Origin of the sequence: Corynebacterium nasorum (assembly GCF_022345765.1) — a bacterium.
GTDB lineage: Bacteria > Actinomycetota > Actinomycetes > Mycobacteriales > Mycobacteriaceae > Corynebacterium > Corynebacterium kefirresidentii.
The window spans coordinates 75,794-91,649 of record NZ_JAKRDR010000010.1 but is presented as its reverse complement, the minus strand read 5'-3'; the positions used below and the strand labels follow the sequence as shown (position 1 = coordinate 91,649).

The following is a 15,856-nucleotide window of genomic DNA, read 5'->3' as shown; positions in this document are numbered from 1 at the left end:
CAGGCTAACTGCCTCGCCTGCCACCACGCGCTCAACAGCAGCATCCTTAACATCCTTCGGAGTCCAACGCGTCACAACTACCTCCCGGTCGAAGTGGCGCATTCACCCCTTGACAGCACGAACCATAGTTGGCCATTTTGGAATAGCTTAAATACGTCCTTGCGTTTGATTGAATCAATATGCGATATGAATAGAAAATTTTTCCGAAATATCTCCATATAGTTGAGGTAATCGTGGGCCAGGGAATATGGTGGGTGAGTGACCACAATGTCGGATTGATAAAGAAATTCCAAGCATTCGTCGCTTCGGAAGTCGCCGTTTTTCGTTAACTTCCATTCTGAGCCGTTGTCTCCATCGTAAATGTATAGGCTTCCTTGGCGCCTATAATTGGAAGGTCCTGTTGCAATAAGTTTCTTGAGTCTAAGTTGATGGAAATGGTTTTGAAAGTAGCGGACAAAGCTTGATTCTTTTGAGGATTCAGCGTTGCAGTACACCACTTTTTCTTCGAACACGGAGGTGTAGTGCCTGAGCTCCTTTTCGATGTCGGTTTCTTGGGTAAGTAGGTCATCGTTTCGGGCCAGTCGAGCACGCCTCCATGCACGTAGGTCTTCGGGATTAGTCAATGCTTTCTCCTGTTGTTTCTTGAAACTTTGCTAATGCACAATCTTTCTGATTGCACGAAGTAATCGTTTGGTTAGTGGGACCTTCGCATTTTGGGAGGCTGAGACTCCTTGCGAAGATTATAGGAGCTGTGTGCGAGATGGCGCCTATCGGGCAGAGTAGTAAGAACCGTGTTTTATACTGGTGTAAGTGTTGTGACGCTATTTTGGGGGTTTTATGCGTAATCGGGGGAATCTTGTCCATGGTGTGCCGAATGTTTCGGCCGGTGGTGGTGCGTGGATTGGCCGGTCGGTGTCGAGTCCTTTTGCGGTGCCTTTATCGGCGAGTGAGCCATTGCGTCGGCTTCCAGGCGTCGGGATGGCCCCTGCGGGTTATGTATCTGCTGATGGTGTGTCTGTCGATGCGTCGGTAGATACTGAGGAGTCTAAATCGTGGTCTGGTTTGTCGATGAGTACTGTCTCCTCACCGGATGGGGTGAGCCTGTCTGTGGCTTTTATGGAGTTGGGGAATTCGGCGGTGATGCGGCTGACTCACCCTGATGGTGGCGTCAAAGAGTTGTTTGATTCTTCGCGTGTGAGGGTTGAGGAGCGACTTGATGGGGCGTTGCCTTATCGTTCGTTGAATTTTGATTTGTTGGCTTCTGATGGGCAGCGTGTGCGTTTGTTTGTCCCGCGTGCGGTGGTGACGTCGATTGATTCGCAGGCGTTTAATCGCAGTGAGTTGGCTGGCAGTGTGGTGACGCTGTCGTGTACGCCGGATGCGAATGGTGTGTGTTTGTACCGTCTGGTGGATAGGAATCCTCAGGAGCCTACCGGGCGCGACGATATAGGGCCGGCTTTTGCGTTCGCTGGCAAGGTACGCGAGTGGGTGGACTATTTTACCGGTGATGGCAGGTTGACGAATCTTGGTGCTATCCGGGTGAATGTGTCTACTGCTCTGGATATTATTTCTCGTCTTTCTGAGAGGTCATTGTTGGATGCGGTGGATCAGTTGATTAATCGTGTCGAGCACACGGTTGCGGATATGACTGATTCAGAGTTGCTGCGCATCATTGCGGATTGGGCTCCGCGGGACCTTATTAGCGGCGCTAACTTGGATAACTTTCGCGCGGCTTTTGACCATGCAATGTCGTGGCTGCGCCGGCGGAGTAAGTCGGTGGCGCATGCGTTGAAGAAGATTGCCACACTGTGGTCGAGTGTTGGCGTTGGTGGCTTTATTGCTGGCTTGGCTAATGGTGATGTGCAGCAGGCTATTGGTGATTTCCTGTCGACGGCGGGGGCGAATTGGCAGGATTGGTTGGATGCCATTATGCGTGGTGATGTTGACCATCTGATTGATAATGCGATTGCGTCGGTGAATTTCCCTGCTTTGGGTGATGCTTTGGCCGATCTGGTGTCCTCTGCTGGTTTTTCACAGTGGGCTGGGCCTATTCGTGCGTGGGCTGGGCGTTTGGGCCAGATGTCTGGCGATGTTGGAAAGATGGTTGGTAACGCGCTGCGTGGCTTTTTGAACAGGCAGAACATCACCGACGTTAATGAGTTCATTCGTGATGCGATGCGCCGCTGGAATGATATTTCCGGGGATTTCATCAAGCGCATGAGCTCGGGTGAGATTCTGTCGGATATTGCTCGTGCGGGTAGTAATCTCTACCGCGCGGCGCAACAGCTGTGGGGCACGGTTGTTGACATTGTTCGGGATAATTGGGGTGTTTTCAATCCGTCGAATCTTGTGAAGGCGTGGAATGCCTTTATTGGTGCGCTGGACCCGGCTCAGTATGGCGATATTGCGAACAGGTTTTTAACGGACTGGTCGAATCCTCCTGCTCTTGCCAATGACGTGGGTTTGTTGGTTACTGCGGTGGCTAGTGACATTGGCCAGGGCTGGATTGGTGCGTTGAATGCTTTGAATTTGGGGCAGGTGCTTCCACAGCTTACTGGGGCGTGGGATGCGTTTCTTGATGGCGTCAATAAGGCTATTGCACAGCTTTCGACACAGGATTTGATTCTTGTGGGTGCGATGTTGGCGTTGCCGGTGATGGCTTTGGCGGCCGGGGTGGCGTTGACGTTGGTGCTGTTGGTGTTTGGCAAACCATTGCTTGCAGTTCCGGTTGCTTTATCGACCGCGGGACTGTTGTTGGGCATGCTGGTTGTGGCCTTGAAGTTTTTCGGCTTTGGGCTCAGCGGAGTGGTGCTGCCGTGGGCGGCGGACTTGATTGTGATTGCTCTTCTGACTGGGCATCCGCTGGCGGCGTTGTTTATTTTTTGGTCGGTGGTCAATGGTGCGAAGTTCATCATTTTAGATTTCCCACTTGTTGTTATTGCTGGCGCGTTGCCGGTTACATTGAAGTCCATTGTTCTGTTTGTGGCTGCAGGATGGGCTTTAGCTCATCTCGCAGCATTAGCTGCAATCGTTCTGATGGTGGTGACGAAGGCTCGTATTTTACTGCGGGTTACGCAGCCTTTGCGTTTGACCGGTGTGGAGAAAGCGGTTGTTGCGGTTGCTATTGCTGTGACGACGTTCGTCATTGTGGCGTTGTTTGCCTCTACTGTTGTGGGGCTCATTATCTTTTTGATGCTTCGCAGCTCTACTCTGTCAGGCCGGTCACTGTTGTTGAATTTGGTTCGCACGGTGGTTGTTGGTGGGGTGTTCTTACCTCTCATTGGGGCGGGCACCGCGTTGGCGGTTTTGCGTTTGTTGCGGTTCCGTGTGCACTCTATTCCGCCGGTGGTCACTGCGGTTGCGGTGTCGTTGCCGATTATGCAGGTATTGGCATTCCGGTCACTGGTAACGGCACGGCTTGCAGGTAAGCAGCTTCAGACGGCAATGCTGGTTATTCGTCCGTTAGTACGCTTTGTTTTGGCGGTACTGTTTTTACTGTTTTCCACCGTAGGGGCTTTGTTGCCGGTAGCTGGGGCTGGGGCAACTGCATTTGTGACAGCACTTATTGCTATTCCGGCGTCGATTATTTTCTATGTGGCTTCTGTGGCGTGGGTGGCGTCGAATGTGGCGGCGTTTCCGCTTTTGAAGAAGGCAGTCGCTCCGGTGTTGTTGGCGTTGGGGGCTATTGTTGCTTTGTCGTTTGTGGCCACGGCGGTTGCCACAATCTTGCTTCTGCCGATTTTAGCGCCGCCGGTGATTGCTGCTGGCGCCGCCGTAGCGGCAGCTTTCGCCACGGTGGGTGTTACTGTAGCGCTGTTTATCGGCCATCAGCTGTCCTTAATAGTGACTGGACTGCGTGGTGCCGGCCAATTGCTGCTGCGCGTGGTAACTGCGGGTGTCATGCTTGCCGGCGTCGGGTTTATGGCTACTGGTGTTTTCGCGGGAATTGGACCGTGGATTATCCGGCTGGTGCTTCAGGGCGTTCAGGTAGTGCGCTCTGTTGTTGCTGTAGGTTTTATTCCGTTTTTCGCTGCACCGACCCGGTTTTTATATCCACTGCGTGCTGTAGGCACCACTGTGGTTAGCCTAATCTCTGCAGTAGTACTGATAGTGGCGTTGTTGACGCTTCCTGCACTGTTTTTGCCGTACAGAGGCCTGCTGTATCGCGTGTTGATTCCACTGTCGATGAATGTTTTCTTGCTGAAGTGGAATCTTTACAGCATCAGCGTACAAGCTGTTGCCTGGTTCCTTTTGGCCGCTTACGGTGGGGTGTCAGCAGCGGCGTGGGCTGCGTGGGCTGCGGCTGGTGGACCAGCTAATCCGGCAACGAATACCATTTGGCTTGTCGCCGGCGGCGCAGGAAATTTGGGCATCGCACAGTTGGCAATCATGCTCGTGGGCTATATAGTGGCCAAGCCTCAACGTGTGCTTCGCCACCTACTGACTCCTTTTGTCCTTCCCTGGACTTTCTTGGATGCATTTGGCATCGATACTGTCACTACGTTGGGGGTCGCGCTAGCGCATGTCGTCGCTCGTACGCGGGGAATCGTTGGTCGTGTACTCCGTCCTATCCTTCCGCTGATGGTAGGCGTTCTCGCCTCGAGCGTTATTGCGGCAGCGCGATGGATGGGCTGGAAGCTTCCTATCATTGCTGCTCGCTTGCTTACCCCTGTTGCAATTGTGCTGGGCGTGAATCATCGTTTTGTCATCGCTGCACTTGTTGTTCTCACGTGGGTTGGGCAACGTCTTAAGAAGTGGCCAAAGTTCGCCCTCAGTAGTATTGCTACCGTTGTTTCTGCCATTGTGGTCGCACTTGCTACTGCCCGCGGGGCACGCCACTTACTCTTGGACGCTGGAGTTATCGCTGGTGCCTTCCCGTGGATGAAGGTCCAAAAGTTGGAGCGACTCGCATTGGGGTTGATGATTTCTGCCTTCGTGACCATGTTTGTGGGTGTACCAATGCTGCTGGCCGCGCGAAAGTTGGCTCAGCCGTGGAGGATATTAGCCAAGGTGTCACTGTTGACAATTGCGGTCACGTTTGCAGCGGCGGCGTTGACGATTGTTCCTGGTGTGGCGGGCGCGATTATTTTGTTCTTGTCTGCAGCTACGTTTGTGGGCATGCTTGCCACTCACCCGAGGGTTCTTTTAACGCCGTTGGCTGGACTGCTTACGGTGGTGGCTGGTCTTGTTCTTGCCGCTTCGGTTGCATTCGTTGTTGCCGGTACACCGATGCGTGTTGGCAGGCGCCTCTTCCGCCGTGCCCGTTTGGCCGCGGTCGTCGCGGCTACTCCCATCATCGTGTGGGCTGTGTTGATTTTGTCTGCTGCCCTGTTGATTGTCACGGTGGCAAGTATCTCGCATACGATTCGGGCCGTTGACCTTATTTCATCCATTGCGGTTTTCGCGGCGGTGGTAGGTCTTTTGGGTGTTGTTTTGGGCTCGCTGGCGCTGACACTATTCAACCGTGTGACAGGAGTGGCAATTGCCGGCATTGTGACTGTCACGTTTATTGCCGTATCTGGGCTTATCCTCATCTTAAGCCTGGTGCCGATTTATCTGCGTGTTGTCAATACGATTGCGTTCCCACTGGTGGGTATTCCGTTGGATATTTTCAACCTTCTCACCCGGCATTCGCCGGTGGGGCGACTATTGCGACTGTGGATTATCGGTCAGTTAGCGGTTGTGGCTGCAGTATCTATTGGCCTCGTGGCTTTAGTGGTTGTCCTCAATGTTGCTGGGGCTGTTACTGGTTTCATGGCGTCAACTGGCCTTGCGGTAGCAATCGTGCTTGTGTACCTGTATTCCTTTATCCCAATTGTCGCTGTACTCATTTTGGCTTACTTCGCAATCGCAGCCGGTTTGGGATGGTTGCTAGCTAGCTTTGGGCCGTAAACAGCCGTACATAAGTGCTGCTATCATGAGGGTGCAAGGATTGCAGTAGTCTCCTTCCAGCAAGGTAGGAGACTGCGCAAGTCCGCATGTAAAACACGTATTCGATTCGGGGGAATTGTTTCTTATGGCTGCAAAGAAGAACGCCAAGAAAAACACCACAACCGCAGACAACTGGTTCAACTACACCACAAACAACGGTGACAAAATCAGCCTGCCGCCCATTGACTCCATCATCACCGTAGGAGACCGCCGCCGCGCCAAGCGAGACGGCCTCGATGATGAAGACTTCTCCTGGATGATTCTTGAACGCGCCGCCGATAAATCCGACGCCGGCACCCTCGATATCATCGATAACATGCACATGGACGAGTTCAACACGTTCATGCAGGACTGGAGCGAAGGCGGCGACAAAAGCTAGCCTTGGCGAAATCGTCTCCCTCATCGACGCCGTCGACTCCGACACCCGATTCGCTATGGCAGTCGAAAGGGAACTCATCGAAGCCGGCATCAGGTGGAGGTGGATAAACGACGGCACAGACCGTGTCACGTGGAATGATGCCATCGCTTTGATTGCCACCGCCGGCCCAGACTCGGCGCTGGTGCGCAATGCACAAAAGAAAGACTGGGAATGGAACCTTACCAATCAGCTCCTGGCGCATATTGCTGACCAGCAGGCGATGAGTGCTTGGGGCGGTAAGGGGCAAAAGCCTAAGCCTATCCCCCGCCCCGGAGTCGACGACAAGAAAACCGAAACTGCTGGAATTCAGGCAGAAGGACTGACAAAACAAGAAATGGACGAATGGCTGGGCAATGACTGGCCTGGCATTGACGGGGGTTAAGCATGGGTGCAAACTTCGATGTTGGTACCGGCTGGGTCAGTATCGTGCCGAAAATGGGAGATTTCTCCCAAGTACGCAAGCAGATTGATAAAGCGGTCGTCAGCCCTTCTAGCTCGTGGGGCGAAAAGCTGGGAAGTAAAATCACCGGCGGGTTGAAGAAGACCATGAAGGCTGGTGCGGTTGCTACTACTGCGGCGGCTGGCGTGAGTGCTGGCAAAGCCTTTAGTGATGGTTTTAACCGCCTTGCCACTACCGACAAGGCAGAAAAGGCCCTTGAGGGTTTGGGTTACAAGGGCAAAGACATCGACCAGATTATGGGCAATGTCAATAAGTCCATTGAGGGCACCTCCTTCCTCATGGGTGATACCGCCCAGGTTGCCTCCGTCATGCTCAGCTCGGGCATTAAGCCGGGGCAGGACCTTCAGGACACGCTAAGCCGTGTTGCCGACTCTGCCGCCCATTCTGGTGTCTCTATGGGTGAGATGGGCTCTATTTGGTCCAAGGTTGCTGCCCGCGGCCACGTTGACGGTGAAGTTATGCACCAGTTGATGGAACGAGGAATCGGCCTGCAACAAAAACTTGCCGACCAAATGGGCGTATCTAAAGAAGAAGTCACCGACATGATTAGCGAAGGTAAGGTCTCATTCGAGGACTTTTCTAACGCCATGAACGACATGTTCGACGGCGCCGCGAAAAAGCAACGCGAAACATTCAAAGGCTCCTTCGACACCATGAAAGCGTTCCGTTCTCAGGTGACCGCGAAATTCGAAAAACCGTTTTATGACGGTATGATTCCCGTCTTTAACGCACTGTCGGACGGGTTCCAGCAAATTAAGCCGGTGGTGGGAGAATTCGCAGAAAATCTATCTGAAAAGATTACCCCTGTCTTTGACCACTTGGCTGATGACGTCATCCCGAAAATGTTCGACATTATCGAGAACATTAACTTCAATTCAATCATTGACTCTTTATCTCCTTTACAGGATTTAGCTAGTCAGGCTGGTCCATATGTGGAGGAGTTGGCAGATGCTGCTTTACAGCTTGTTAGTGCAATTGCGCCTGCTTTACCCCCGATTGTCGGCGCTTTGGCTGCTGTTGCTGTGGGAAGTCTTCCTATAATCACCGATTTGATTCGCGTAATCACTCCCATTATTTCCGGTGTCATTGTCCCGACTATCGCCAAGCTCGGCGACGAAATGCAAAAGCACCCAGGGTTGGCTGCTGCGGCTGCTGGTGGGTTTATGACGTGGGCTAAAGTCATTACGCCGATCACTCGCGGGTTTAAGGCGTTTAAGGCAGGCGGCGACATTATCGCATCATTCGGGCCGAAGTTGGGCCCTGCGATAAAGGGGTTTATGGGATTCCGTAAGGCTTTGGGCGGAATCATTAAGGTCGGGCGCATCATCTTCACTGGGCTGCGTACCTTGCCTGCACTGTTGGCGGCTATTTTTGACACAAACCCAATTGGCCTTATTGTCACAGCTATTGCCGCCGTCGTTGCAGGCATTACACTCTTTTTGACAAAGACCGAGGTCGGGCATCAAATCTTGTCGAAGATTGGTGACGCGCTCCGCAGCTTCTGGGAATGGATTCAGCCTGTCTTTTCGTCTATTGGTGAGTGGTTTGCGAAAGCGTGGGGTGTGATTCAACAGGTAGCTCCTTATATCATCACCGCGCTTATCACGCCTATTGTTATTCAATTCAATATTCTCAAAGCACTTCTCATGGCTGGATTTAACGTCATTAAGATGGGCTGGGAGCTACTCGTAACCGGCATTCAAGCCCTGTGGGAAAACGTACTCAAACCCGCATGGGACGCTGTCGCACAAGCAGTGCACTTCCTATGGGAAGCAGCTATCCAACCAATCCTCAACCTGATAAAGCAGCTCTGGGAAGCCGTTGTAAATGGCATCAAGGCCCTCATCGATACGGTACTTATCCCAGCGTGGGACGCGATGAGCCAATTCTTGTCCGCTATCTGGAATAACGCTATTCAGCCAGTATTTAACGGGATAAAAAATGTCTGGAACATGGTTGTCGACGGCATTAAGGCCATTATTGACAACGTCCTACTCCCCGCCTGGCAGCACATGTCAGACTTCATTAAAGGCATTGTTGATGCACACGTTCGTCCTGCTTTTGACCGCATGAAGCAAGGGGTTGACCAAGTTAAGCAGTGGTTTGAAAAAGCCGCTGATGGAATCAAATCCGCATGGAACAGTGTCTGGGAAACTATTAAGTCAATTGCCGGCAAAATTGCCAACGTCGCCTACAACAACGGCATTCGCCCCGCATGGAACGCTGTATCCAAGGTAACTGGTGTAGAAAAGCTTCCTGAGGTCAGCTTTGCTACTGGTGGTGTCATGCCCGGCTACACCCCAGGCCGCGACATACACACTTTCTTCTCGCCTACCGGAGGCACGCTCAACCTATCCGGTGGTGAGGCCATCATGCGCCCAGAATGGACCAGAGCAGTCGGCGGCCCAGCAGCAGTCGCACGTATGAACGCTACAGCACAAGCAGGAAAAGGCACCGGACTTTCCGGCTCCTTCGCTGACGGCGGTGTTATCGGCGCCATCAAATCCACAGCAGGCAAAGCATGGAACGTCACTGACGACGTCATCAACAAAGCCATCGAGCTCGGTGGTGACTTCGCCAACGCAGCAAAGAAACTCTTCGATGGCAAAATCAACGCTGTTAAAGACAAACTCGGCATCAGCAGCGGCACCGACCTAGCCAAATCCGTCGCACCCGCCTATCTGACTAAAGGCGCCGAAAACGCATGGAACTGGCTCAAAGACAAAGTCGCCGCTGTAGCCAAAAAGGTCAAGGAGCACTTAAGCGTCGGCGGCGACGTCAACAAGTATCGCGGACTTGTCACCCGCCTGTTGAAAGAAAAAGGCCAGCCCGCCTCCCTCGTCGATACCGTGCTGCGCCGCATGCAACAAGAATCCGGAGGCAACCCGCACGCCATCAACGATTGGGACTCCAACGCCGTCAACGGCACCCCATCCAAGGGACTTATGCAAACCATCGACCCCACATTCCAATCCTACAAAGACCCCGGATTCGACGACATTTGGGACCCGGAAGCCAACATCCGCTCCTCCATGAACTACGCCATGGCTACCTACGGTTCTCTCTCCGCGGCCTACGACCGCGCCGGAGGCTACAAAAACGGCGGTGTACTACCTGCATTCTTACGCGACTCCGGTGGTGTACTCCCCAATAACTCTGTTGCAGTCAACACGTCCGGCCAATCAGAATGGGTACTTAACTCCCAACAGATGACTAATTTCGCTGAAGGCATTACTTATGCCGCCAAGCACCTGGACGCCACCGCTCAGACCTTCTCAGAAGGCGTCGAAGCATGGCTTAACGGTCAAGAAGAACGCGTCGGCGCCCCCATCGAATGGGGCTCACAATTCCTCGGCGACGTACTCGCCGACATCACCGACGACCTCGGCTCCCCCTGGGGAATCGACGGGGCCAACGCCCCAGACATTCTTGACAATCAAGGCCGTGTCAAAGTCGCTGTCGCAGGCACCTCCGACGACCCCGGAAAAACCGCCCTCCCACCAGTCGAAGTTCACCTCAACATGAACGGCGACAATATGGAAGTCTCCTCCGACGATGTACGCCGCGGCGTCAACCAAGCCCTCGACGATTATCAACGCCGCATCGAAGCACTCGAACGCGGAGTCAAAATCAACACCTTCACCACCCCAATGGTCGTCTAGCAGGAGGAAAGCACAGTGGACATCCAACTAACCGACTATAAAGGCCACACCTGGCACCTCGCCGGCCACAGGGAAGGAGACGAAGGCGTCACCCTACATAAAATCTCCGGCACCACCGGAAAACTATCCGACCACCCAGTACTAACCACCCAACACTTCCCCACCCACACCTACGATACGGCCACCCCAGAGCCCATCACCCCAACACTGACAGTCAGCATCACCCACACCACCGAACTGACCACTGAAACCACTATCCGCCGCTTCCTCGACGGCCTCGACTTCTACAAACCCGCCCTCCTCACGTTCCATCAACCCCGACAACCCGAACTCCAACTCTTCGTCCACCTCGAGTCCCCCATCGGACTTCCCGAAGAAACCGCCCCCACAGACACCACCACCCTCGAAATACACCTCACCGCCCAAGACGGCCGATACTTCGGCCCAGAACACACCTCCACCGGAATCACCACCATCGAAAACACCGGACAACTCCCCCTCTGGCCCACCATCCACTGGAAAGGCCTCACAGCCCGCGTCACCGAAGACAAAAACGGCCCCATCATCCTCCCACCAGCACTCGGCACAACCGGCCTCATCTACCACACCAACCCCGACACCGGAGGCCTTATCACCGACACACACGGCTACCCCAACCACAACGCCTGGGCCACACTACGAGGCATCGCCTGGACACGCCCCATCATGCCCGGCGACGCCACCACCATCGACTGCCACAAATGCCACATCCACTGGCGCAACCAATACCTACAACCCTGGGCACAAACAGGAGGAATAGTAAGCAATGCAGGAACATCAAATAGCGCAAATGGCCGCACTTGGGCAACGGCATCAGGACGACCACACGCCGTTCGTCTATTTGACTGACAAATACCTCACCCCACAAACCATCATCACCGGCTACACCCAACTCAAAGCAAACGACAAAGTCAACGACGCCGGCACCGTCACCCTCGAAGTACCCACCAAACACCCCATCGTCGACCTCCTCATACCACCACTAGCCTTCGACGGAGACCCCAACTCCACCCTGCGCAAACTCACCGACATCCAACAATTCCTCGTCATCGAATACGGCCACACCCGCTACACCTACTTCGTCGACACCATCATCGACCACGCACAACAACACAACCCCACCGTCGAAATCACCGGCACCTCCATCCACGACATGGCCAACTACCTCGTCATGGAATCCAACCCACTAGCCATCAAAGCCATCCAACCCAAATACATGGACGTCCGCGCCGGCGACTCCCTCCGAGTCATTAAAACATTCATCCTGATGAACCTACGCCGCCTCTACCAATTCGACCTCCTCCCCGACGCCGACCCCTGGTCCCCCATCGCCTGGCGCGACTACGCCGACTGGCCGATTATGGTCAACCCACTGCACAAATCCACCACCACCCCATGGACCGTGCTTGCCGCCCGCTTCGACTCACTAGCAGACCTAACAAAAGAAACACTCGACGCGGCCGGACTCCGCCTAACCATCACCCTCTGGATGCCATGGGACAAACAACCATTCCCCACCCACACCCGACTGTGGAAACCCACCTTCATCATCGACATCATCCCACTGACCAACGACTCCTCAGTCGCCGGACACGTCCACGAAGGCGTCAAAAACATCACCCGCAAATGGGACCCCGAAGACAACGTCTCCACCGTCGGACTCGGCGACCGCACCAACCCAGACGGCTACAAACCCTGGATACTTATCCGACCCACCCACATCGACTACGCCACCAGCGACATCACCATCACCCGCTCCAAATACGCAGACGTCACCGTCGGTGGAAAATCCCCCAACGCCATCAACCAACTGTTGAAGCGAGCAAGCGCCACTTTCGTCGGCGGAGCCATCGCCGGAGCCAAAAACGCCTGGCCCGGAAACGACAAACAACTCGACGACCTACAAAACAAACTCGAAAAAGCCACCGGCAAACTCACCGAAGACAAACTACTCGCCTTCACACACCACCAAGCCACCCGCAGAGCACGACACCTCGGCCCCTACCGACGCCGCGAGCTTGTCGCCTCCGGAGAAGGCTTCACCATCGAAGGCCAACAACAAGCCTTTGAGGCACTCGCCAAAGGCAAAGGCAACCTCTCAGCCTCATTCAAACTCACCGACACTTGCCCCTACCAACTCGGCTACGAAATAAACGTCGGCGACCAAATCGGCATCCAATGGCGAAACATGAACCTCTCCACCTGGATTGATGAAGCCACCATCAGCCACACGCCCGGCACACCACCCAGAACCGAACTAGCTGTCGGCGAAGCACAACCCCGCCAATCCGCCCTACAACAACTCAACGAAAACCAAAAACACATCTCCGCCACAACCAAACGACTCAAAACCCTCATAGGGTAAAATCACCACACAGGAACACCAGTTCCACACACAACGGGGGATAAAACATGGGAGTATGCCTAAACCGCAACACACCACCAGGCGCATGGGTCGTCAACCAACCCATACTCAACGCCACCAACCAACTACACGCGCTCTTCTTCGGCCCAGATGACTACACCACCGGCCGAAACACCATCGAAGCGCTCACACCAGCCCTACACAGCTGGCTCAACAACTAAAACCACAAAACAAGGGGGAAAATAATCATGCCACTGTACGGACTCGACGTGTCTGAACACAACAACGGACTCAACCTACACACCGCACAACAAGAAGGCTACGACTTCGCCATCATCCGCATCTGCGACGGAACCTACAAAGACCCCATCTTCAACTCCCACCTGAAGGACGCAGAAAACGCAGGACTCATCACCAGCGGATACTGGTACCTCCGCGCCCCCTCCGAAGGCACCACCATCGCACAACAAGTCGACACCATCGACCAACAATTACAAGGCCGCAAAGACCTCCCCATCTGGATAGACGTCGAATCCATCGACCCTTCAGGCAACGCCCTCCTCTCCGGAAACGACGTCTGGGCAGCAAAACACGAACTCGAATGCCGCGGCTACACCGTCCCCGGCATCTACTCCGGCGCCTGGTACTGGGAGAAAATGATAGGCGGCGAACCCTCCATGGACGGCCTCGGCGCCCTCTGGGTCTCCAACTACGGAGCTCAAAACAGTCACGGCACCGCCGCACAACTCTACCCAGGCGACGACAGCCCACGCTGGAACTACCCACTCGGCGACCACACCCCCGACATCCTCCAATACGGCTCCAACGGCCACGCCGCCGGATACCCCGGAGTCGTAGACATCAACGCCTACCGCGGCACCCACGACGACCTCAAACACCTACTCAACCAATAACCCCGTACACACCAGAAAGGAGAAACAACTATGCCAAAGCACGCACAAAACATCATCCACCCACAACAATTCCAACTCGACCGCGGCATCACCCACTCCCCCTGGTACATCCGACAAACCATCTACACCATCACCGGTATCATCGCCCTCACCGTCACCGCATTCGGTATTGCCAGCCCCGACCAAGTTGATACCTGGCTCCAAAACACCAGTGGTATCACTGCCACCATTGCCAGCGCCCTCGCCGCCATCACCACCGGCGAACACTCTGACTATCGGCCCACTCCAGCCCAGCCACCACAGGAGGCGCAACCAAACCCGCACACCCCTGCGCCACCACGTCCTACGCCCACCACTCCACAAGGAGCAACGCCAGGACACCCCGCACCCAACCCACAACAACCGCCCCAATAACCCAACAACACGCAAAGGAGGCACACCATGACACCACTAACAACCATCATCGCCACAGGCACCACCAGCACCATCACCGGCATAGCCTCCTGGATAACCGCCACCATCAACGCCCGCTCAAAAGAAAAACAAACCCAAGAACAAACCCGCTACCCCGAATGGAAAGCATTCGTCGACACCATCCAACAAGAAACCAACCAACTCACCGACCGAGTCAACAACCTACAAAACCAAGTCGACACACTCCGCGAACAAATACACACCCTCAACCACAAATACAACACCGCAATCAACCACATCACCGAATGGCGCCAAGCACACCCCAACGACATCCCACAACACCCAGCACCAACCGCAATCAAACCCGACCTCTAAACCACCATGAACAACAAAAACCCACACCACCCAGGAACGCCACACCACCTACGCCAACAAATCCGAAACCGCGACAACCACACCTGCCAACAATGCGGCAAACCAGGACACGAAGTAGACCACATCACCCCAATAAGCCAAGGCGGAACACACAACCCCAACAACCTCCGCGTCCTCTGCCACCAATGCCACACCAACAAAACCACCCAAGAAACCCGCACCGGCAAACACAAAAAGAAAAAACTCCTCCACCTCCCACAACAACCCCACCCCGGACTAGCCAACTAACCACAATCACCACACCAGCAACACTCAAAACATTTCACTCAAAACCAAAATTCTGGCATTCCACTGAAAAACCGATATCCTAGACAAAGGAAACTCAAGCAAACAGCAAACTAAAAGGAAACTAAAGATGAAATCCCCCACTAAATACACAGCAGCAATACTAGCCACCACCACCGCCCTGGCCGCAGGAAACACCACCGCACTCGCAGCCACACCAGGCAACACCGTACTAGTCGGCGACAGCGTAGTAGCCAACCCAACATTCTCCGACTACTGGAAAAACAAGGCAAACGCCAAAACCAACACCGGAGTAGGCTGCGTCACCGACGGCTCCATCGCCGACGAAATCGCAAATGCATCCGGCGGCGCCCACGTAGACCAATACCAATGCGCCGGCGCCTCCTTCGCAACCGGCGGCCACCACATTGACGATTCACTTCGCACAGCCGCACAACACGGCGACCTTAACCCACAAACCAAAAACGTCGTCATCGTCGCCGGCGCCAACGACACCTACCCATACAAACAAGACATCCAAGCATCAGACCACGCAATCCGAAACGGCCTACGCAGCGCACTGCAAGTAGCACACAAAAACGCCCCCAACGCCAAAATCACCGTCGTCGGCTACCCACACATATCCGACGGCGCCAACACCTGCCTCACATCAGCAACCATTCCACTACCCGCCGCAGCCGTTGCAGAAAATGAAAAACGAGTCCAAAACACCCTGCGCGAAGTTTCAGACCAAAACGACGCAACCTTCCTAGACGCACAGCCGATGTCCACCGGACACGACAACTGCTCCCGAGACCGCTGGTGGGTCAACCTAATCGATCTCTTGCCACCAGCACCAGGAAACCTACCCCTCCACCTCAACGCCAACGGCACCCACGCCTACGGCCAATACATCGGAAAAAATATCGCAAAATAGACCCCACCCCACCCAAATTCCCGTGCACCACACCCACCACACGGGAATTTCCCATC

General features: G+C 54.4%; 13 protein-coding genes. 12 read left to right on the top strand and 1 reads right to left on the bottom strand.

Annotated features, from left to right (window positions below; all coding sequences use genetic code 11):
- Nucleotides 1–77: 77 nt before the first annotated feature.
- Nucleotides 78–623, bottom strand: coding sequence for an adenine-specific methyltransferase EcoRI family protein (locus MHK04_RS12290; protein ID WP_367404179.1), 546 nt, complete (start codon nucleotides 621–623; stop codon nucleotides 78–80).
- 244 nt (nucleotides 624–867) lie between these two features.
- Here MHK04_RS12290 and MHK04_RS08445 point away from each other — a divergent pair, with 244 nt between their 5' ends.
- The 12 genes from MHK04_RS08445 to MHK04_RS08390 all read left to right on the top strand — a co-directional run bounded on the left by MHK04_RS08445 (nucleotide 868) and on the right by MHK04_RS08390 (nucleotide 15,800).
- A complete protein-coding gene (locus MHK04_RS08445; RefSeq protein WP_239227038.1) occupies nucleotides 868–5,892 on the top strand; it encodes a hypothetical protein in 5,025 nt (1,674 codons plus the stop codon).
- 124 nt (nucleotides 5,893–6,016) lie between these two features.
- Nucleotides 6,017–6,310 carry a hypothetical protein gene (locus MHK04_RS08440; protein WP_239208957.1) on the top strand — a complete coding sequence of 98 codons (294 nt, stop codon included), beginning with the start codon at nucleotides 6,017–6,019 and terminating at the stop codon, nucleotides 6,308–6,310.
- A 55-nt stretch (nucleotides 6,311–6,365) separates the two neighbouring features.
- A complete protein-coding gene (locus tag MHK04_RS08435) occupies nucleotides 6,366–6,731 on the top strand; it encodes a hypothetical protein (RefSeq protein WP_239208955.1) in 366 nt (121 codons plus the stop codon).
- A gap of 53 nt (nucleotides 6,732–6,784) precedes the next feature.
- On the top strand, nucleotides 6,785–10,471 hold the full coding sequence (locus MHK04_RS08430) for a tape measure protein (RefSeq protein WP_239208953.1): 3,687 nt from the start codon (nucleotides 6,785–6,787) through the stop codon (nucleotides 10,469–10,471).
- 15 nt (nucleotides 10,472–10,486) lie between these two features.
- The gene (locus MHK04_RS08425) at nucleotides 10,487–11,359 is read left to right on the top strand and encodes a hypothetical protein (RefSeq protein ID WP_239208951.1); all 873 of its coding nucleotides are present in this window, start codon (nucleotides 10,487–10,489) and stop codon (nucleotides 11,357–11,359) included.
- Nucleotides 11,301–12,875 carry a Gp37-like protein gene (locus MHK04_RS08420; RefSeq protein ID WP_239208949.1) on the top strand — a complete coding sequence of 525 codons (1,575 nt, stop codon included), beginning with the start codon at nucleotides 11,301–11,303 and terminating at the stop codon, nucleotides 12,873–12,875. Before MHK04_RS08425 ends, MHK04_RS08420 begins: the two co-directional genes overlap by 59 nt.
- A gap of 47 nt (nucleotides 12,876–12,922) precedes the next feature.
- Nucleotides 12,923–13,096: a hypothetical protein gene (locus tag MHK04_RS08415; RefSeq protein WP_023021070.1), complete on the top strand. Its 174-nt coding sequence runs from the start codon at nucleotides 12,923–12,925 to the stop codon at nucleotides 13,094–13,096.
- Nucleotides 13,097–13,123: 27 nt separating this feature from the next.
- A complete protein-coding gene (locus MHK04_RS08410; protein WP_023021069.1) occupies nucleotides 13,124–13,789 on the top strand; it encodes a glycoside hydrolase family 25 protein in 666 nt (221 codons plus the stop codon).
- 30 nt (nucleotides 13,790–13,819) lie between these two features.
- Entirely contained in the window at nucleotides 13,820–14,203 is a 384-nt protein-coding gene (locus MHK04_RS08405; protein WP_239208947.1) for a hypothetical protein, read from the top strand.
- Nucleotides 14,204–14,230: 27 nt separating this feature from the next.
- On the top strand, nucleotides 14,231–14,578 hold the full coding sequence (locus MHK04_RS08400) for an MbeD/MobD family mobilization/exclusion family protein (RefSeq protein ID WP_239208945.1): 348 nt from the start codon (nucleotides 14,231–14,233) through the stop codon (nucleotides 14,576–14,578).
- A 6-nt stretch (nucleotides 14,579–14,584) separates the two neighbouring features.
- Nucleotides 14,585–14,866, top strand: a complete 282-nt coding sequence (locus tag MHK04_RS12285) for an HNH endonuclease (RefSeq protein WP_367404178.1) — start codon at nucleotides 14,585–14,587, stop codon at nucleotides 14,864–14,866.
- A gap of 127 nt (nucleotides 14,867–14,993) precedes the next feature.
- On the top strand, nucleotides 14,994–15,800 hold the full coding sequence (locus MHK04_RS08390) for a GDSL-type esterase/lipase family protein (protein ID WP_023021066.1): 807 nt from the start codon (nucleotides 14,994–14,996) through the stop codon (nucleotides 15,798–15,800).
- Nucleotides 15,801–15,856 lie beyond the last annotated feature (56 nt).